Source organism: Paraburkholderia atlantica, assembly GCF_009362785.1.
GTDB classification, from domain to species: Bacteria; Pseudomonadota; Gammaproteobacteria; order Burkholderiales; family Burkholderiaceae; genus Paraburkholderia; species Paraburkholderia atlantica.
Map to the genome: position 1 here is coordinate 222201 of NZ_WHNQ01000010.1, position 15299 is coordinate 237499.

A 15299-nucleotide genomic window follows, 5' to 3' on the forward strand; every position below is an offset into this window, starting at 1 on the left:
CGCCACAACCGGCATCCTACACGCTGTCGACGGCTTCCTTCAACCGTCAGCCGATGCGTGTGTTCAACGTGCGACGAGCGTCACCGTTGACCGAACGTAATGTCGCCGAACAGCGCTTTCTGGTCGCGCGGTTGCGAACGCCAGTACTGCGGCGGCGCTTCGACGGTCGCACCGAGGTTGGCGGCGGCATGCCACGGCCAGCGCGGGTTATAGAGCAGCGCGCGAGCCAGCGCGATCAGGTCGGCATCGCCCGCTTCGATCAACTGCTCGGCGTGCAGCGGATCGGTGATGAGCCCGACGCCGATCGTCGCCAGACCGGTCGCGTGCTTGACCGCCTTCGCGAATGGAATCTGATAGCCCGGCTCCAGCGGAATTTTCTGCAGCGGCGACACACCGCCCGACGACACGTCGATCCAGTCGCAGCCACGCCTTTCCAGCTCGTGTGCGAACGCGATCGTGTCTTCGAGCGTCCAGCCGCCTTCGACCCAGTCGGTCGCCGACACGCGCACGCCGACCGGTTTGTCGGCAGGGAATGCGGCCCGCACGATGTCGAAGATTTCGAGCGGGAAACGCATGCGGTTTTCCAGCGAGCCACCGTAGTCGTCCGTGCGCTGATTCGCAATCGGCGACAGGAACTGATGCAGCAGATAGCCATGCGCGGCATGCACTTCGAGCGCATCGATGCCAAGACGCGCGGCGCGGCGCGCGGACGCGGCGAACGCCTCGCGAATCCGGTGCAGGCCGGCGACATCGAGCGCAAGCGGCGGCTCCTCGCCCGGCTTGTGCGGCAGCGCCGACGGCGCATGCGGCAGCCACCCCCCTTGCGACACGGGAATCAGCTGGCCGCCTTCCCACGGCACATGGCTCGATGCCTTGCGGCCCGCGTGTGCCAGTTGCATCGTCACGTTGATGTGCGAATGCTTGCGGATCGCCGCCAGCACCGGCACGAGCGCCTCTTCGGTCGCGTCGTCCCACAAACCGAGATCGCCGGGAGTGATGCGGCCGTCCGGCTCGACGGCAGTCGCTTCGATGCACAGCATGCCTGCGCCGGACAGCGCGAGACCGCCGAGGTGAATCATGTGCCATGCGGTCGCTTCGCCACGTTCGGCGGAGTACTGGCACATCGGGGAGACGACGATACGGTTGGGAAGCGTCACGCTACGCAGCGTGAGCGGAGAAAAAAGCGCGCTCATGGATTAGGTCCAGTGAAAGCCTGAGAGCGATCGAGCATAGCACCGCACGCGGTTTACTGCATGAACGTGGCACCTGGCTGGCCATTTACGTCTCCATTCGGCAAGCCATTCAGACTTTCGTCTCGACCTGATCGAGCCATTCGCCGAACATGCGGCACCCGGCTGCTTCGAGCGCGGGACCGTATCGTGCGGTGTCGGCGCGCAACTGCCGGGCGTCGATGCCGTGGCCCGAAAGTTCATTCGCATTGCCAATCAGCCAAGGTTCGAACCGGTCGGTGCGGATCTCGGGATGACACTGCAAGCCCAGCACGTGATCGCCCCACGCGAAGGCCTGATTCTCGCAGGTCGGAGTCGATGCGAGACGGGTCGCGTTGGCGGGCAGATCGAAGGTATCGCCGTGCCAATGCAGCATCGACGTGTGAGCGCCATCGAGATGACGCAGTGGCGAAGCGCGGCCCGCATCGGTCAGCGTGAGCGGCGCCCAGCCTAGTTCAGCCTGAGCCGCAGGGTAGACGCGCGCACCGAGCGCCCGGGCGATCAGTTGTGCGCCGAGGCAGATACCGAGTGTCGGCAAACCGGCCGAGATACGTTTTTCGATCAACGACAGCAGCGGCGCGAGCGTAGGGTAGAGCGCGTCGTCGGTGGCACTGATGGGGCCGCCCAGCACGACCATCAGCGACGCGCCAACAGGATTGGGCGCCTCGATACGGGCGACGCCCACATCGAGATAGCGGACCGGCCGCCCGCGCTCGCCGAGCACGAGCTCGAGACTGCCCAGATCCTCGAAGTGCACATGGCGGATGGCGAGTACTTCCCGATTCATCGGCCTGCCCTATCTTCAGGTTGACTAACGACTTGCCGCCAACGGCTCTACCCTTGCATGGCACCAGCCGGCAAGCAGGCGGTGTACACCGCCCGCCGTAGCCGGCCAGGCCATGTTAGCGGATTGCCACGGAAGACGCAGGTTACTGGGCGAAGATCTTCCAGGTTTTCTTCTGGGTGGCGACGTCCGCCGTTTCGTGCACGGAGCAGTCGAGACGCACATCGGTATCCAACATGTTCAGGTCGAGCAGCGCGCAGTGATGCGGCGTCTTCTTCGGATTCTTGCTCGCCTGGAAATGCGTGCAGCTCAGGCACATGCGATGCGACGGAATCGTGTTTTGCGCTTCGAGCTGATAGATGGTCTTGAGCAGCGTGCGATAGAACACCGACTGTTCGTCCTCGCGCAGCGTGCCGACCGCCTTGGACAGGAAGTCCGGCCATTGCGCGGCGCGTTTGGCAGCGGTGCGGCCACGCGAGGTCAGGCGTACCGCGAGCGCGCGACCGTCGTCGAGTGCGCGACGCTTTTCGACGAGACCCTTGGTCTCGAGCGTGCTGACCGCATCGCTGGTGGTCGCGGCGGTCAGCGCCGTTTCGCGCGCGATCTCGCCGAGACGCATCGGCCCCTTGCGTTGCATCAACAGCACGAGGATCTCACCCTGGGTCGGCGTAAGGCCCGCGCCTTCCGCCCATTCCCAAGCCTGGCTTCGCATCGCCGTGCTCAATCGCAAGAGGCTGTGGGTCACTCGCCCGTTCGCCTGTTCTCCGTATACGCCTTCGCTCATAATCTTCGATTCGTTTATTTACCGCTCTGGTGCGATGCCGGCGGTTGCCTGACCGGGTACGCCCGTCGCGTGTGTGGGTAGCTTCGTCCAACCGCTGAGGAAGCCGTTTGTACTATCTCAAAAATACACCGCCTTGAAACTCCGAGGCGGCGAAAAAACGACATTCTATGCGAGACCTGCAAATCGTACAGCTAACTTATCCAACGCGAGCTGTGGATAAGCAGGGGAAAACGCTTGGACAGCCTGTGTACCGTCTTGCAACAAGCATTTGCAGCGGATTGAACGTTTCCTCGATTGCGCCTGCCCGGCATGGCCAGAGCGTCTTTTAGGAGCCCGGTTATCAATTCCCCAGAGCATTGACTTTGCAGGAATTTATTCAGTTGTCCACAGCCATTGGCAGCACCTGCTTACTGCTACTACGCTGGTATACGTAAACTTTCGAAAAACCTGAAGGGTTGGACGCGTGAAAAATCATAAAAATTTTCTTACGAAAAAAAACCCGCACGCGGCGGGTTTTCGTTGGAACGTCGCGTAGCAGGCGCACGCAAACGGTTTCATGACGGTTTCATCAGGTCTTCGCGACTAGGCGCGCCACTGCAGACACTGCTGGCGGACCGCTTCGTGCAAGGACTTTTCTTGGGCAAATACACTGCGCAACCACGTCGCGTCGTTGACCTGTCCACGCGCTATCGCGCCAACTTCGGCCAGCGCATTGACCGAGCCGAGCGCTTGCGCATGCGGTGCGATCTGTTCGAGCGTTTCGAGGATATCTTCGGAAATTGTCTTTCGTTCACCGGTTTGCGGATTGATGCAGGTGCCGCCGAGTCCGAAACGGCAGGCTTCGAAGCGGTTGAACGTGTAGACCAGATAGTCGTCTTCTTGCGGCGTGATCGGCTTGTCGAGCAACAAATGACGCGCAAGCGTCTGGATGTAGCAGGCGATCGCCGCGGCACGATCCACCGAAAACGGCGTATCCATCACACGAACCTCGATGGTGCCGAACCCCGGCTTCGGACGGATATCCCAGTAGAAATCCTTCATGCTGTTGACCACGCCCGTGTGGACCATCTTCGAGAAATACTCCTCGAAGCTGTCCCACGTCAGCACGAACGGCGCGCGGCCTGACAGCGGAAACGCGAACACGGAATTCAACCGTGCAGAATGAAATCCGGTATCGACACCCTGTACGAAAGGCGATGACGCGGACAGCGCAATGAAATGCGGGATGAAGCGCGACATCGAATGCAGCAGATACAGCGCGCTGTTCGGATTCGGGCAACCGATGTGCACGTGTTGGCCGAACACCGTGAACTGCTTCGCGAGATAACCGTACAGCTCGGAAATGTACTGAAAACGCGGCGTATCCACGATCTGCCGCTCGCTCCATTGCTGGAAGGCATGCGTTCCACCGCCGCACAGACCGACGTTCAGATGGTCGGCCGCGGATACCAGCGTGTCACGAATCTTGCGCAGATCGGCAACCGCCTGTTCGTGCGACGTGCAGATGCCCGTCGACAGCTCGATCATGCTTTCGGTGATTTCCGGCGTGATGTTGCCGGGAATTTTTTCGTCCTTGATGAGGCGCAGCAGATCCGTGCCGGCTTTGGTCAGATCATAGTCGTGGGTATTGACGATCTGCATTTCGAGTTCGATACCGAACGTGAACGGTTTCGAATCGATGAAGGGTTCGAGTGACATGGCGTCCCCTGAGTCAGGTCGTTTGAGGCAAAGGAATTGAAAAGACGGGTTCATGAAACGCGCATGGCAGCCCACGCGCGTTTCACGCTTACCTCTCGCGCCGCTCGGCGACCAGCGCGAGGCTGCGATAGACGAGCCACGGCCCGAGAATCTGCAGCACGAAAATCGAACACATAACGATCGCGCGCAGTTGCGGATCGAAGCTCGGATACAGGTTATACGTGTCGTCGACGAGCAGATACGCGAGCGCCGACATCGGTGACAACGACAGTCCGAGCGCGATCCCCTGCTTCAGGTTCAGACCGCTCGGCTTCGCGAACGCCAGCACGCCGATCAGCTTCGCGACGAGGCGAGCAACGATCAGACCCAGCGCCGCAACTCCGCCCAACGCGATGTGCCTCCATTCGAACGACGTCAGCGTCAGCACGAACAGGATCACCGTCAGCAGCCAGCCCGCGGTGCCGAAATGCTGCGGCCACAACTGCGGACGCGCTTCGTGATTCTTCACGATGATGCCCGCGGCGAGCAGCGCGAGAATCGTCGACAGCTTGAACAGATGCGCGACGGCGATCGCAAGCAGCACGAGACCGAACAGTGCGACGAACGAATGCTCGTCGTGCATGTTGAGGCGCCGATAGAAGAACGTGCAGGTGCGCGCGAGCAGATACGCGAGCACGAGCGAGCCGACCAGCAGGTACAACGGCTGCAGGATCGTCGCGAACACGTTGCCGTAAACCTCCTGATGCAACCAGCTCGATACGAGCTTTTCGATCACGACCGCGTACATGCTGTTCAGCGCGGTCAAGGTCAGAAGACGCTGCGTGACCTGGCCTTCGGCGCGCAGTTCGGTTTTGAGCTGGATCACCATCGCCGGCGATGTCGCCATCGCGATCGCGGCGAGTACGGTCGCGACCATCAGCGGCACGTGCAGGAATAGGAGCACCGGCAGCACCAGCACGAAAGTCAGCGTGGCTTCGGCGACGCTCGACAGAATCAGCCACGGATTACGGCGAATCCAGCGCAGATCGAGCCGGCTGCCCAGTTCGAACAGCAACAGGCCGAGCGCGACGTCGAGCAGCGGCCGCGCGGCGTTCGCGGAATCGGCATCGATCACGCCGAAGCCGGCCCCGCCGGCTATCAGGCCGATCACCGCATAGCCGGAAATGCGCGGTAAACGCCACGCACGAAAGCAAAGCTCGCCGCATAGACCAGCGACAAGCAATGCAAGACCTGCCCAGAAAATGGCGTCGGGTGAAAGCGGCCACGCTGGCAGAAACGAAAACGCCGAATTCATCGTAATGGGTTCTCCTTGGCAGCAACGGCAGACGACACGAACCGGCGCACACGCACGCCGTGGCACGAGCGAACCGAGAGCGCTCGTTGTCGCAAGCGCTTCGCGAGGTCAGCGTTGCGAGGTTTCAATGATCGGATGATCGGAATGCGCCGCGGCCGCAAAAAACCGCACGGAGTCGGGCACATTCACGGGATGCGGCAGTAGCAACAGGCACGGTGAAGGAACGCCGTCGACCTTGAATCAGATTCTGTTTGACCGGCACCGTTCCATTGCTGCGCGTGCCGTCAGATGCGGTGGCACGACGCGGAAAAGAACCGGGATTGTGCCATAGCTTGTTCCGCGTTAACCGAAAAGACGTTAACTCGCAGGCAAAACGGTAAAAAAGTACGTTATTTTCATACTGGACGGAAAAAGCGACCTTTTTTCGAGGTATCGCGTCAATTTCGACAACGTCGCAAACGGCGATTCCGCTCCCCGGTGTTACCGCTGCGTGTGGGATTTTGATGTGCGGTTTCGTCCGCGGTTTTGGCGCTCTGCGAGGTTAACGGGGCGCATCGCCAGTCGTCCGTTTGCGTGAGCCCGAACGAAATTCATCCAGCCCGATAGACGCGGCGCTAGCGCTCGTCTTTGCTGTTTACTGGTTTACCGTATGTATACGTAGTAACAGTTAACAAGCTGCCTCGGTTTCTGTGGATAACCTATGTTTACCGAAATAAATCATCGAGTTGTCGGCCGCATAACCGGATGTACAGCATGTGCGGCGGCGGCCGGTATACGCGAGCAACTTTTCGCACTTTTTCGTGCTGTCCGAGTTACCCCGTTTACGTCCACAACGGCTCCACATGACTTGCGCCGGTTAACTGCGCGGTTATCCACAGGTTGCGGTGGATAAGCGCGGGTGTCGGTTAACGTGGTTTACAGAGGGGCGGGGTTAACGTAACGGGCGTTAACTACGCAACGGTCGAAGCCGGTTAACCGATCGTCCCCTGCCGCAACGAACGCAGCAGAAAACGCGCGGGGTCGATGTCTTCGGCGAGATCGCGTTCGAGCGGCCACGGCTCGCCTTCGATCTGTGACGCGATCAGTTCAGCGCCGAGCGCGGCCCACACCAGCCCGCGAGAACCATAAGCGAATGCGCCGTACAGACCGTCGACGCGCGGCAGATCGAGCGGCCATGCGCCGCGCAGGCGGGCAGCATCTCGTGCGGCAGCGGTTTCGTCGGCGAGCTGGCCGATCATTGGCATGCGGTCCGAGGTCACGCAGCGAAACGCAACGCGTCCGCAGAGCGAGGTCAGCGACGCGTCATCGAGTGCGTCTGCGAACGACGGCAGCATCTGCGCAACCCGCTCGAGATTCTCGCGATGACCGTCCGCGCGCAGCGACGTGTCGGGGTCGTCGAGCTCATAGGTCGCGCCTGTCAGCGTGACACCGTTCGCGAGCGGCACCGCATAGCCCTCACCGATCACCGGCAGCGCGAGCGGCGCGACGGTCCCTGCCGGCAGCAAGCTCAATTGACCGCGAATGCTGCGGGTCGGCGCATGACGCAAGCCAGCGATGCGCGCAGCTTCATGCGCACCCGCGACGATCACCACCGGCGCTCGCGCGACCACCTTTCCCCCGATATCGAAGACGGTCCACTGATCGCCGCAACGTTCCAGCCGCGCGACGTCGACGCCGAAGCGTCGTTCCAGCAAGCCGCCTGCCGATGCGAATTGCGCCGCGCAAAGAGAGGCCGGGTCGATCCAGCCGCCGCGCGGAAAGAACCAGCCGCCACGCGCGAGTGGCATGCCGGCGAGTCGTGCTGCGTCGGCCGCGACGACCGGCGTCACGTAGTCGGACGGATAGCGAAACGTGGCGATGGCCTCGCCGATCGCGCGTGCCTCGTCGTCGTCCGCGGCGATCTGCAGCAGGCCGCGATCGCCGCGCGCGAGCCGATGTCCTGCGCTTTCGAGCGCGGCCCAACGATTGAGCGCGTACAGAAAGCCCGCCCGCGTGACGCGCGACGCGACGCTGTCGTCGCGCGAAATCATTGGGTGGAAGACACCGGCCGGATTGCCCGACGCATCCTGTGCAACCGACCCATGCCGCTCGAGCGAAGTCACGCGCCAGCCGCGTGCCGCGAGTCGCTCGATCGCTGCGCAGCCGGCCAGGCCCGCTCCGATCACGACCGCGTGTCGTTCGTCGTGGCCGAACGGCGTAGGCGGCTCATAACGACGCACGCGCCAGCGCGGAGCGAAGCGTCCGACCAGCATCGCGCGTTTCCAGCCGAAGCCGTCGACCTTGCGATACTCGAAACCGCATTGCGTCAACGCGCGTTTGACGTCGCCCGCGCTGCTATAGGTGGAGAAAGTCGCGTCATCGCCGGCGACACGCGCGAGCGCCTTGAACACCGCCGGACTCCACAGCTCGGGATTTTTCGCGGGCGCGAAACCGTCGAGATAGAACGCATCGGCACGTAGCCGCAATGCGGGCAGGCTGTCGAGCGCATCGGCGAAGATCAATGTCAGCACCACGCGGCCGCCTTCGAATTCGAGCCGGTGCGTACCGGGCACCAGCATCGGCCATGCGTTCGCGAGCGTGTCCGCAAGTTCGGCGATCAGCGGATCGGAGATCGTCGATGTGTGGACGCGGCGCAGATCGGCGGCGCTAAACGGATGCTTCTCGGTCGATACGAAATGCAGCCGCTCGCAGCGTGCGGGATCGGCGCGCCACGTGGCCCACGTGACGAGAAAGTTGATGCCGATGCCAAAACCGGTTTCGAGCACGGTGAACGTTCGACGGCTCTGCCATCTTTCGGGCAATTCGTTGCCGCGCAGAAAGACATATTGAGCCTGCTCGAGCGCGCCGACAGCGCTGTGATAGATGTCGTCGTAGTGCGGTGAAAAGGGGCTGCCGTTGTCGCGGAAAGCGAGGACGGCGGGGATCAGCGGATCGGTCATGCGCGACAGGAAAACACGCTCAAAAGATCGCTCGAAAGAGCGGGTTCGATGGTCGGAGTCGGCGCGCGCCGCGCGCGAGTCGCCGCAAAAGACCCATCAGGACGCTTTTTAGACGCTTTGCTGCGTTGGCAAAAACCAACGCTAACCCCCGCCAGGACTGGGTTTCAGCCCTCGTTTAGGGGGTGCCGAGGGGCAGAATTCCGATTTCCTTGCAAGAACGGCCTGAAAACCGTGCAATTCCTCGAAACCCTTATCCTGATTGGGTTTGCGCTGCGCTATCATAGCAAGCGCCGCGAAGGGAGCGGCAGCACGGCCGCCGAACAGTGTTCTGTCCGGCGCGGGAGATCTTCAGGATCGGGGCCGCAGCTGCTCGACAGCGCGGTGCGCGCACGTATAATCGGCGCGGTCGCGCTGTTCGTATCAACCTAAACTCAGAAAGGAACCTTAATGAACAAACAGGAACTGATCGACGCTGTCGCAGGACAGACGGGCGCCAGCAAGGCTCAAACCGGTGAAACGCTGGACACGTTGCTTGAAGTGATCAAGAAGTCTGTGTCGAAGGGTGAGGCGGTCCAGTTGATCGGCTTCGGTAGCTTTGGTTCGGGCAAGCGCGCAGCGCGTACGGGGCGTAATCCGAAGACCGGCGAAACTATCAAGATCCCGGCTGCCAAGACCGTCAAGTTCACGGCAGGCAAGGCGTTCAAGGACGCAGTCAACAAGCGCTAAGCAGACTACTGCCGGGCAGTTGACACCCGCGAGAAAAACCCGCCAGTGGCGGGTTTTTTTTCGTCCATGCGTGTGGTTCAAACGCGGCGCGTGCTTCGTTCAGTCATGGCGATGCGCGTTCTTGCCATGGTCATGTCCGCAATGCTCGCAGTCGTCGCGGTGCCCGTGATGATGATGGTCGTGATCATGATCGTCGTCATGATCATGGTCGTCGAACTCCCACGCCGGGAACGGATCGGGGAACTGCTGCCAGGTTTGTGCCCCGAGCGCGTATTCGTCGTCACTGAGCAGACAGGCGTCGAACTTCGCGCGCCAGATGGCGGGGTCGATATCGACACCGATCAGCGCGAACTCCTGACGGCGATCGCCGATGCTCATATCGTCCGGCGCGCCATACCAGTCGGCGGCGATTTCGGCGGCCAGCTCGTCGTCGCCGTCCGGCCATTCGCTGCGATCCTGGGCTGCCCACCACATGCCCGCGGGACCGTGCCGGCAAGCACCACCGGCCTGCGATAGCGAACCGCCGATATCGTTACGCGTCGCGAGCCAGAAGAATCCCTTGCTACGCAGTACGCCCTTCCACTCCTGATGCAGCAGCTCCCACAGCCGCTGCGGATGAAACGGCCGGCGTGCGCGATAGACGAAATAGCCCACACCATATTCGTCGGCTTCGCTGTGATGCATGTGGTCGTCTTGACCGCCGTGCTCATTTTCATCTCTGTGCTTGAGCGCCGCGAGCCAACCCGGCGCATTCGACGCTTCGTCGAAATCGAAGCGTCGGGTGTTTAGCACGTCACCGAGGGGCACGTCGGCGAAGCGGCTCTCGAGTTGTACCGCGCGCGGGTTCAGGCGCGCGAGGATGCGCTGCAAACGCGCGAGCTCTTCCGCGCTGACGAGATCGATCTTGTTCACGACGAGCACGTCACAAAACTCGATCTGCTCGATCAGCAATTCGACGATCATGCGGTCGTCGTCTTCGTCGACCGTCACGCCGCGTTCGGAGAGCGCGTCGGCAGACGCGTAATCGCGCAGGAAGTTGAACGCATCGACGATCGTGACCATCGTATCGAGCCGCGCGACTTCGCCAAGCGAGGGCCCTTCGTCGCCGTCGAATGTGATGTTTTCGGCAATCGACATAGGCTCGGCGATGCCACTCGATTCGATCACGAGCGCGTCGAAGCGCTCCTCGCCGGCGAGGCGACGGATTTCGCTTTGCAGATCGTCGCCCACCGTGCAGCAGATGCAGCCGTTCTTCAGTTCAACGATCTGCTGGTCGACGCCCGAGAGATCGGCCGCATTACGCACGAGTGTCGGGTCGATGTTGACGTCGGCGAGATCGTCGACGATCACGGCGACGCGCAAACCGGCGCGATTCGCGAGGATGCGGTTCAGGAGCGTGGTCTTGCCGGCGCCCAGAAAACCGGAGAGCACGGTGATGGGCAATAGCGGCTGGTTCATCGCGGTACGGAATACGGGAAGATTGGAAGGCGTGCCGGGCGCGGGGCCAAATCGTCGGCGTCGCTGCGACGGCGCGACAAAAGCACGAAGTCGCATTGTGCATTAAAATGCGTGCTGCTCGTGCGAGCGACAGCGTTGGAATGGCTTACTGCGCGGGCATCAACTTCCAGCTGCGCAGGATTGCGGCGATCTGCTGCGCGTATTTGTCCCGCAGCGTAGGCGTCTCCGAGTGGTATGCTCCGACCGCCTGCCAGGTGTTGCCGTACTTGTTCATCTGGCGGCGCAGATGCCACGCCGCGATATAAACGTTCTTGCACGGCTCCATCAGCGTGCCCTGCGAGATCCCGTACTGGGCGAGCACCGGCAGATGCACCGAATTGATCTGCATCACACCGTAGTCGGTCGAGCCGTTCGCGTTCTTGTGCTGCGCGTCCGGCCGGTTGTGCGACTCCTGCCACGCGATAGCCCGTAAGATCAGCGGATTGACCTTCTGATACTTCGCCGCTTCATCGAAGCAGTCGGCGCGCGCGGAGCTGGCCGCGGCGAGCAGCGCGAGCGTGGCGGCAACGGTGACGAGCGGACGTTTCATCGGTCAATAGGACTAAGCAAACCCGAGGTAAGAATCGGTAAGGCAGTTCGCCGGCCGCGTTTCGGCCGCAACGGCAAGCTGGCCGGGCGTTTGTCGAGCATCGGGGAAAACCCGCGTCAGCAAACACATAACAGTGGGTCGAACGGCTCGTATCATACCGGCAGTCCGACCTTCGTCAAGTTGGCTAACCGACATAAGACCGTACAAAGCCGGGTAATGGCGTGAGTGTACGGAGGCGGTTAGCTTTCAATTTAATAACGGCTCTGCGATTCCACGGATTCGCATGAGGCGCCTTGTTTTGTTTCAATTCCGACATGAAAAGCTGTTACTGTTCGTTTTTTTCGGACGTCGGGATGCTGGAACTCGAAGCGAAACTCGCTTTTAGGGCCGGCTCACAGACCGACCGGGCGGTAGCTTGCCGCCAGGTCCGCATCGCATGACCGTCGGTGGCAGAGGCTGCCGGCATCGATATCACATCCCATGAGAAGAAATTGTATGGCTTTGCGTCGGGTGGCAACGGCGCTGCTGGTGGCTGGACTGATCACCGCGCAAACTGCACACGCACAGGTGACACTCAACTTCGTCAACGCCGACATCGACCAGGTCGCCAAGGCGATCGGCGCGGCGACCGGCAAGACGATCATCGTCGATCCGCGGGTGAAGGGGCAACTGAACCTCGTGTCCGAAAATTCGGTGCCCCAGGATCAGGCGCTCAAAACCCTGCAGTCCGCGCTGCGCATGCAGGGTTTCGCGCTCGTGCAGGATCATGGCGTGCTGAAAGTGGTGCCCGAGGCCGACGCCAAGCTGCAAGGCGTGCCGACCTACGTCGGCAACGCGCCGACGGCGCGCGGAGACCAGGTCGTCACGCAAGTCTTCACGCTGAGGAATGAGTCGGCCAACAACCTGCTGCCGGTACTGCGTCCGCTGATCTCGCCGAACAATACGGTCGCGGCCTATCCCGCCAACAATACGATCGTCGTCACCGACTACGCCGACAACGTGCGGCGCATCGCCCAGATCATCGCGGGCGTCGATAGCGCGGCCGGCCAGGCGGTTGCAGTCGTGCCGCTGAAGAACGCGAACGCGATCGACATCGCGCAGCAGATGAACAAGATGCTTGATCCGGGCTCGATCGGCAGCACGGACGCAACGCTCAAGGTGTCGATCTCGTCCGATCCGCGCACCAACTCGCTGCTGATGCGCGCGTCGAACACCGCACGCCTCGCGGCGGCCAAGGAGCTCGCGAAGCAGCTCGACATGCCGACCGCGATGCCGGGCAACATCCACGTCGTGCCGCTACGCAACGCCGACGCGACGAAGCTCGCGCGCACGCTGCGCAGCATGCTCGGCAAGGGCGGCGGCGAGGGCTCGTCGGGCGGCGCGAACGAGGCGAACTCGTTCAACCAGAACACGAGCGGCGGCGGCGGTGGTGGCGGCGGTGGCGGTCTGTCGAGCAGCAGCTATTCGACGGGCTCGTCGGGCACGCCGCCGTTGCCGTCGGGCGGCCTCGGCGGCGGCTCGATGAACTCGCCGATGGGCGGCGGCGCTTCAGGCTCGAGCAGTAATACCGGCGGATTTCTCGGCGGCGACAAGGAAAAGAGCGAGGATCAGGGCGGCGGTATGATTACCGCCGATTCCGCGACCAACTCGCTGATCATCACCGCGCCCGAAGCGACGTACCGCAACTTGCGCGCGGTGATCGACCAGCTCGATGCGCGTCGCGCGCAGGTGTATATCGAGGCACTGATCGTCGAGCTGAACTCGAATACGAGCGGCAACCTCGGCATTCAGTGGCAGGTCGCGAACGGCAACCTGTTTGCCGGCACGAACCTGCAGACGGGTTCGAGCAACAGCATCATCAACCTGACGGCCGCGGCGGCCGCGGCGGGCGCCACCGGTGCCACGGGCGGCGCCGCCCTCGTGTCCGGGCTCAGCGGCCTGCAACAGGGCCTGAACGTCGGCTGGATCCACAACATTTTCGGCGTGCAGGGTCTCGGCGCGCTGCTGCAGGCGCTGTCGCAGACCGCCGACGCGAACGTGCTGTCCACGCCGAACCTGATCACGCTCGACAACGAAGAAGCGAAGATCATCGTCGGTACCAACGTGCCGATCCAGACCGGTTCCTACTCGAACCTGACGAGCGGCACGACGAGCGCGGCGTTCAACACGTTCGACCGCGTCGACGTCGGTCTGACGCTGCACGTGAAGCCGCAGATTACCGACGGCGGCATCCTGAAGCTGCTGCTCTACACGGAAGATTCGGCAATCGTGAACGGCACGAACAACGCGGCGACGAACCCGGCGGGCCCGGAATTCACGAAGCGTTCGATCCAGTCGACCGTGCTGTGCGATAACGGCGAGATCATCGTGCTCGGCGGCCTGATGCAGGACAACTACCAGGTCAGCAACAGCAAGGTGCCGCTGCTGGGCGACATTCCCTGGCTGGGCCAGCTGTTCCGCTCCGAGCAGAAGACGCGCAACAAGACTAACCTGATGGTGTTCCTGCGCCCGGTCATTCTCGCCGACCGCGACACCACGCAGGCCGTCACGGCGAACCGCTACGACTACATCCAGGGTGTGCAGGGCGCGTACCGTCAGGACAACAACATCATGAGGGATCGCGACGATCCGGTCGTGCCGCCGATGCCGCTCGGCCCGAGCCAGGGCGGGGTGCCCGCGATGAACCTGTTCGACCTGAACCAGATGCGCCGCCAGCAGATGATGCCGCAGCAGTCACCGCAACAGGTGCCTCAACAGGTACCGCCGCAAGCCGTGCCGCAAGCCGGCGCGCAGGCCGTGCCGCAAGCTGGCGCGCAGACCACGACCCAACCCGTGCCGCAGACGGTGCCGCAAACCATGCCGCAACCGGTCGTCGTCGAGCCGGCCAGCGGACCGGTGCCGAGCACGGTGTCGCCGGGAGCGCGTCCGTGACGCAGATGCCTGCGCAAGCCGCGCCCTCGCAACGTCCGCTGAACGGTGACGCCGCGGCCGGCGAGCGCGCGGCGCCCTCGCCGCTTGCCGCCCGGCTGGTGCCATACGGTTTTGCGCGCAGCGGTCAGATCCTGGTCGCGCATCAGCATGCCGATAGCCTCGAAGTCTGGATCAGCGAACGCACGAGCGAAGCCGCGCTTGCCGAAGTCGCGCGCAACTACGGTGTGGTGTCGGTCGTGCGCGTGCCCGCCGACGATCTCGCGCAGGCGATCAACCAGGCCTATGCGCGCCAGGACGGCAGCGCCGCGCAGGTGGTCGGCGAAGTGGAAGGCGAAGTCGATCTGTCGCGGCTGATGCAGGACATCCCCGAGGTCGAGGATCTGCTCGAATCGGAAGACGACGCGCCGATCATCCGCATGATCAACGCGCTGCTCACGCAAGCCGCACGCGAGCAGGCATCGGATATTCATATCGAGCCGTTCGAGAATGCGTCGGTGGTGCGTTTTCGCGTCGACGGCACGCTGCGCGACGTGGTGCGGCCGAAGAAAGCGCTGCACGGCGCGCTGATCTCGCGGATCAAGATCATGGCGCAGCTCGACATCGCGGAAAAACGTTTGCCGCAGGATGGCCGCATTACGCTGCGCGTCGGCGGTCGTCCGGTCGACGTGCGGGTATCGACGCTGCCCACCGGCCACGGCGAGCGCGCGGTGTTGCGTTTGCTCGAGAAAGACGCGGCGCGACTCAATCTCGAAGCGCTCGGCATGGCGTCCGATACGCTCGGCCAGTTCGACAAGCTGATCGGCAAACCGCACGGCATCGTGCTCGTGACGGGGCCGACCGGCTCAGGCAAGACGACGACGCTGTACG

The 15299-nt window shown here is 62.6% G+C and carries 11 protein-coding genes; 3 read left to right on the forward strand and 8 right to left on the reverse strand.

Features of this window, described 5'->3' with window-relative positions; all coding sequences use genetic code 11:
- Positions 1–80: 80 nt before the first annotated feature.
- From GCT19_RS17345 to mnmC, 6 genes are all read right to left on the reverse strand, one after another.
- Entirely contained in the window at positions 81–1193 is a 1113-nt protein-coding gene (locus tag GCT19_RS17345) for an NADH:flavin oxidoreductase/NADH oxidase (RefSeq protein ID WP_152852608.1), read from the reverse strand.
- Between the two features lie 109 nt (positions 1194–1302).
- Positions 1303–2016, reverse strand: a complete 714-nt coding sequence (locus GCT19_RS17350; protein ID WP_018432430.1) for a glutamine amidotransferase — start codon at positions 2014–2016, stop codon at positions 1303–1305.
- A 142-nt stretch (positions 2017–2158) separates the two neighbouring features.
- Complete coding sequence (locus GCT19_RS17355; protein ID WP_013090985.1) at positions 2159–2797, reverse strand: MarR family winged helix-turn-helix transcriptional regulator; 639 nt, start codon at positions 2795–2797, stop codon at positions 2159–2161.
- Positions 2798–3379: 582 nt separating this feature from the next.
- The gene (locus tag GCT19_RS17360; protein ID WP_018432428.1) at positions 3380–4495 is read right to left on the reverse strand and encodes a YbdK family carboxylate-amine ligase; all 1116 of its coding nucleotides are present in this window, start codon (positions 4493–4495) and stop codon (positions 3380–3382) included.
- An 88-nt stretch (positions 4496–4583) separates the two neighbouring features.
- On the reverse strand, positions 4584–5789 hold the full coding sequence (locus tag GCT19_RS17365; RefSeq protein WP_018432427.1) for a cation:proton antiporter: 1206 nt from the start codon (positions 5787–5789) through the stop codon (positions 4584–4586).
- Between the two features lie 971 nt (positions 5790–6760).
- Positions 6761–8728 (reverse strand): bifunctional tRNA (5-methylaminomethyl-2-thiouridine)(34)-methyltransferase MnmD/FAD-dependent 5-carboxymethylaminomethyl-2-thiouridine(34) oxidoreductase MnmC, encoded by a 1968-nt coding sequence (gene mnmC, locus GCT19_RS17370; RefSeq protein WP_018432425.1) that lies wholly within the window; start codon positions 8726–8728, stop codon positions 6761–6763.
- Positions 8729–9175: 447 nt separating this feature from the next.
- On the opposite strand from mnmC, the gene GCT19_RS17375 reads away from it, so the two are divergent.
- Positions 9176–9454 carry an HU family DNA-binding protein gene (locus GCT19_RS17375; RefSeq protein WP_013090989.1) on the forward strand — a complete coding sequence of 93 codons (279 nt, stop codon included), beginning with the start codon at positions 9176–9178 and terminating at the stop codon, positions 9452–9454.
- A 99-nt stretch (positions 9455–9553) separates the two neighbouring features.
- Here GCT19_RS17375 and GCT19_RS17380 read toward each other — a convergent pair whose 3' ends face one another.
- Positions 9554–10912, reverse strand: a complete 1359-nt coding sequence (locus GCT19_RS17380) for a GTP-binding protein (RefSeq protein ID WP_152852609.1) — start codon at positions 10910–10912, stop codon at positions 9554–9556.
- 145 nt (positions 10913–11057) lie between these two features.
- Positions 11058–11501 carry a lytic transglycosylase domain-containing protein gene (locus GCT19_RS17385; protein ID WP_018432423.1) on the reverse strand — a complete coding sequence of 148 codons (444 nt, stop codon included), beginning with the start codon at positions 11499–11501 and terminating at the stop codon, positions 11058–11060.
- A gap of 495 nt (positions 11502–11996) precedes the next feature.
- On the opposite strand from GCT19_RS17385, the gene gspD reads away from it, so the two are divergent.
- Positions 11997–14432 (forward strand): type II secretion system secretin GspD, encoded by a 2436-nt coding sequence (gene gspD / locus GCT19_RS17390; protein WP_152852610.1) that lies wholly within the window; start codon positions 11997–11999, stop codon positions 14430–14432.
- A 5-nt stretch (positions 14433–14437) separates the two neighbouring features.
- Positions 14438–15299, forward strand: an 862-nt coding sequence (locus GCT19_RS17395) for a GspE/PulE family protein (RefSeq protein ID WP_193727408.1), incomplete at its 3' end; no start/stop codon positions are given.

What these genes read in the sequence shown, in the direction of transcription:
- gspD (WP_152852610.1), top strand. Translation starts at nt 11,997, where the DNA reads ATGGCTTTGCGTCGGGTGGCAACGGCGCTGCTGGTGGCTGGACTGATC.
- GCT19_RS17365 (WP_018432427.1), bottom strand. Translation starts at nt 5,789, where the DNA reads ATGAATTCGGCGTTTTCGTTTCTGCCAGCGTGGCCGCTTTCACCCGAC.
- GCT19_RS17360 (WP_018432428.1), bottom strand. Translation starts at nt 4,495, where the DNA reads ATGTCACTCGAACCCTTCATCGATTCGAAACCGTTCACGTTCGGTATC.
- GCT19_RS17355 (WP_013090985.1), bottom strand. Translation starts at nt 2,797, where the DNA reads ATGAGCGAAGGCGTATACGGAGAACAGGCGAACGGGCGAGTGACCCAC.
- GCT19_RS17350 (WP_018432430.1), bottom strand. Translation starts at nt 2,016, where the DNA reads ATGAATCGGGAAGTACTCGCCATCCGCCATGTGCACTTCGAGGATCTG.
- GCT19_RS17345 (WP_152852608.1), bottom strand. Translation starts at nt 1,193, where the DNA reads ATGAGCGCGCTTTTTTCTCCGCTCACGCTGCGTAGCGTGACGCTTCCC.
- GCT19_RS17375 (WP_013090989.1), top strand. Translation starts at nt 9,176, where the DNA reads ATGAACAAACAGGAACTGATCGACGCTGTCGCAGGACAGACGGGCGCC.
- GCT19_RS17380 (WP_152852609.1), bottom strand. Translation starts at nt 10,912, where the DNA reads ATGAACCAGCCGCTATTGCCCATCACCGTGCTCTCCGGTTTTCTGGGC.
- GCT19_RS17385 (WP_018432423.1), bottom strand. Translation starts at nt 11,501, where the DNA reads ATGAAACGTCCGCTCGTCACCGTTGCCGCCACGCTCGCGCTGCTCGCC.
- mnmC (WP_018432425.1), bottom strand. Translation starts at nt 8,728, where the DNA reads ATGACCGATCCGCTGATCCCCGCCGTCCTCGCTTTCCGCGACAACGGC.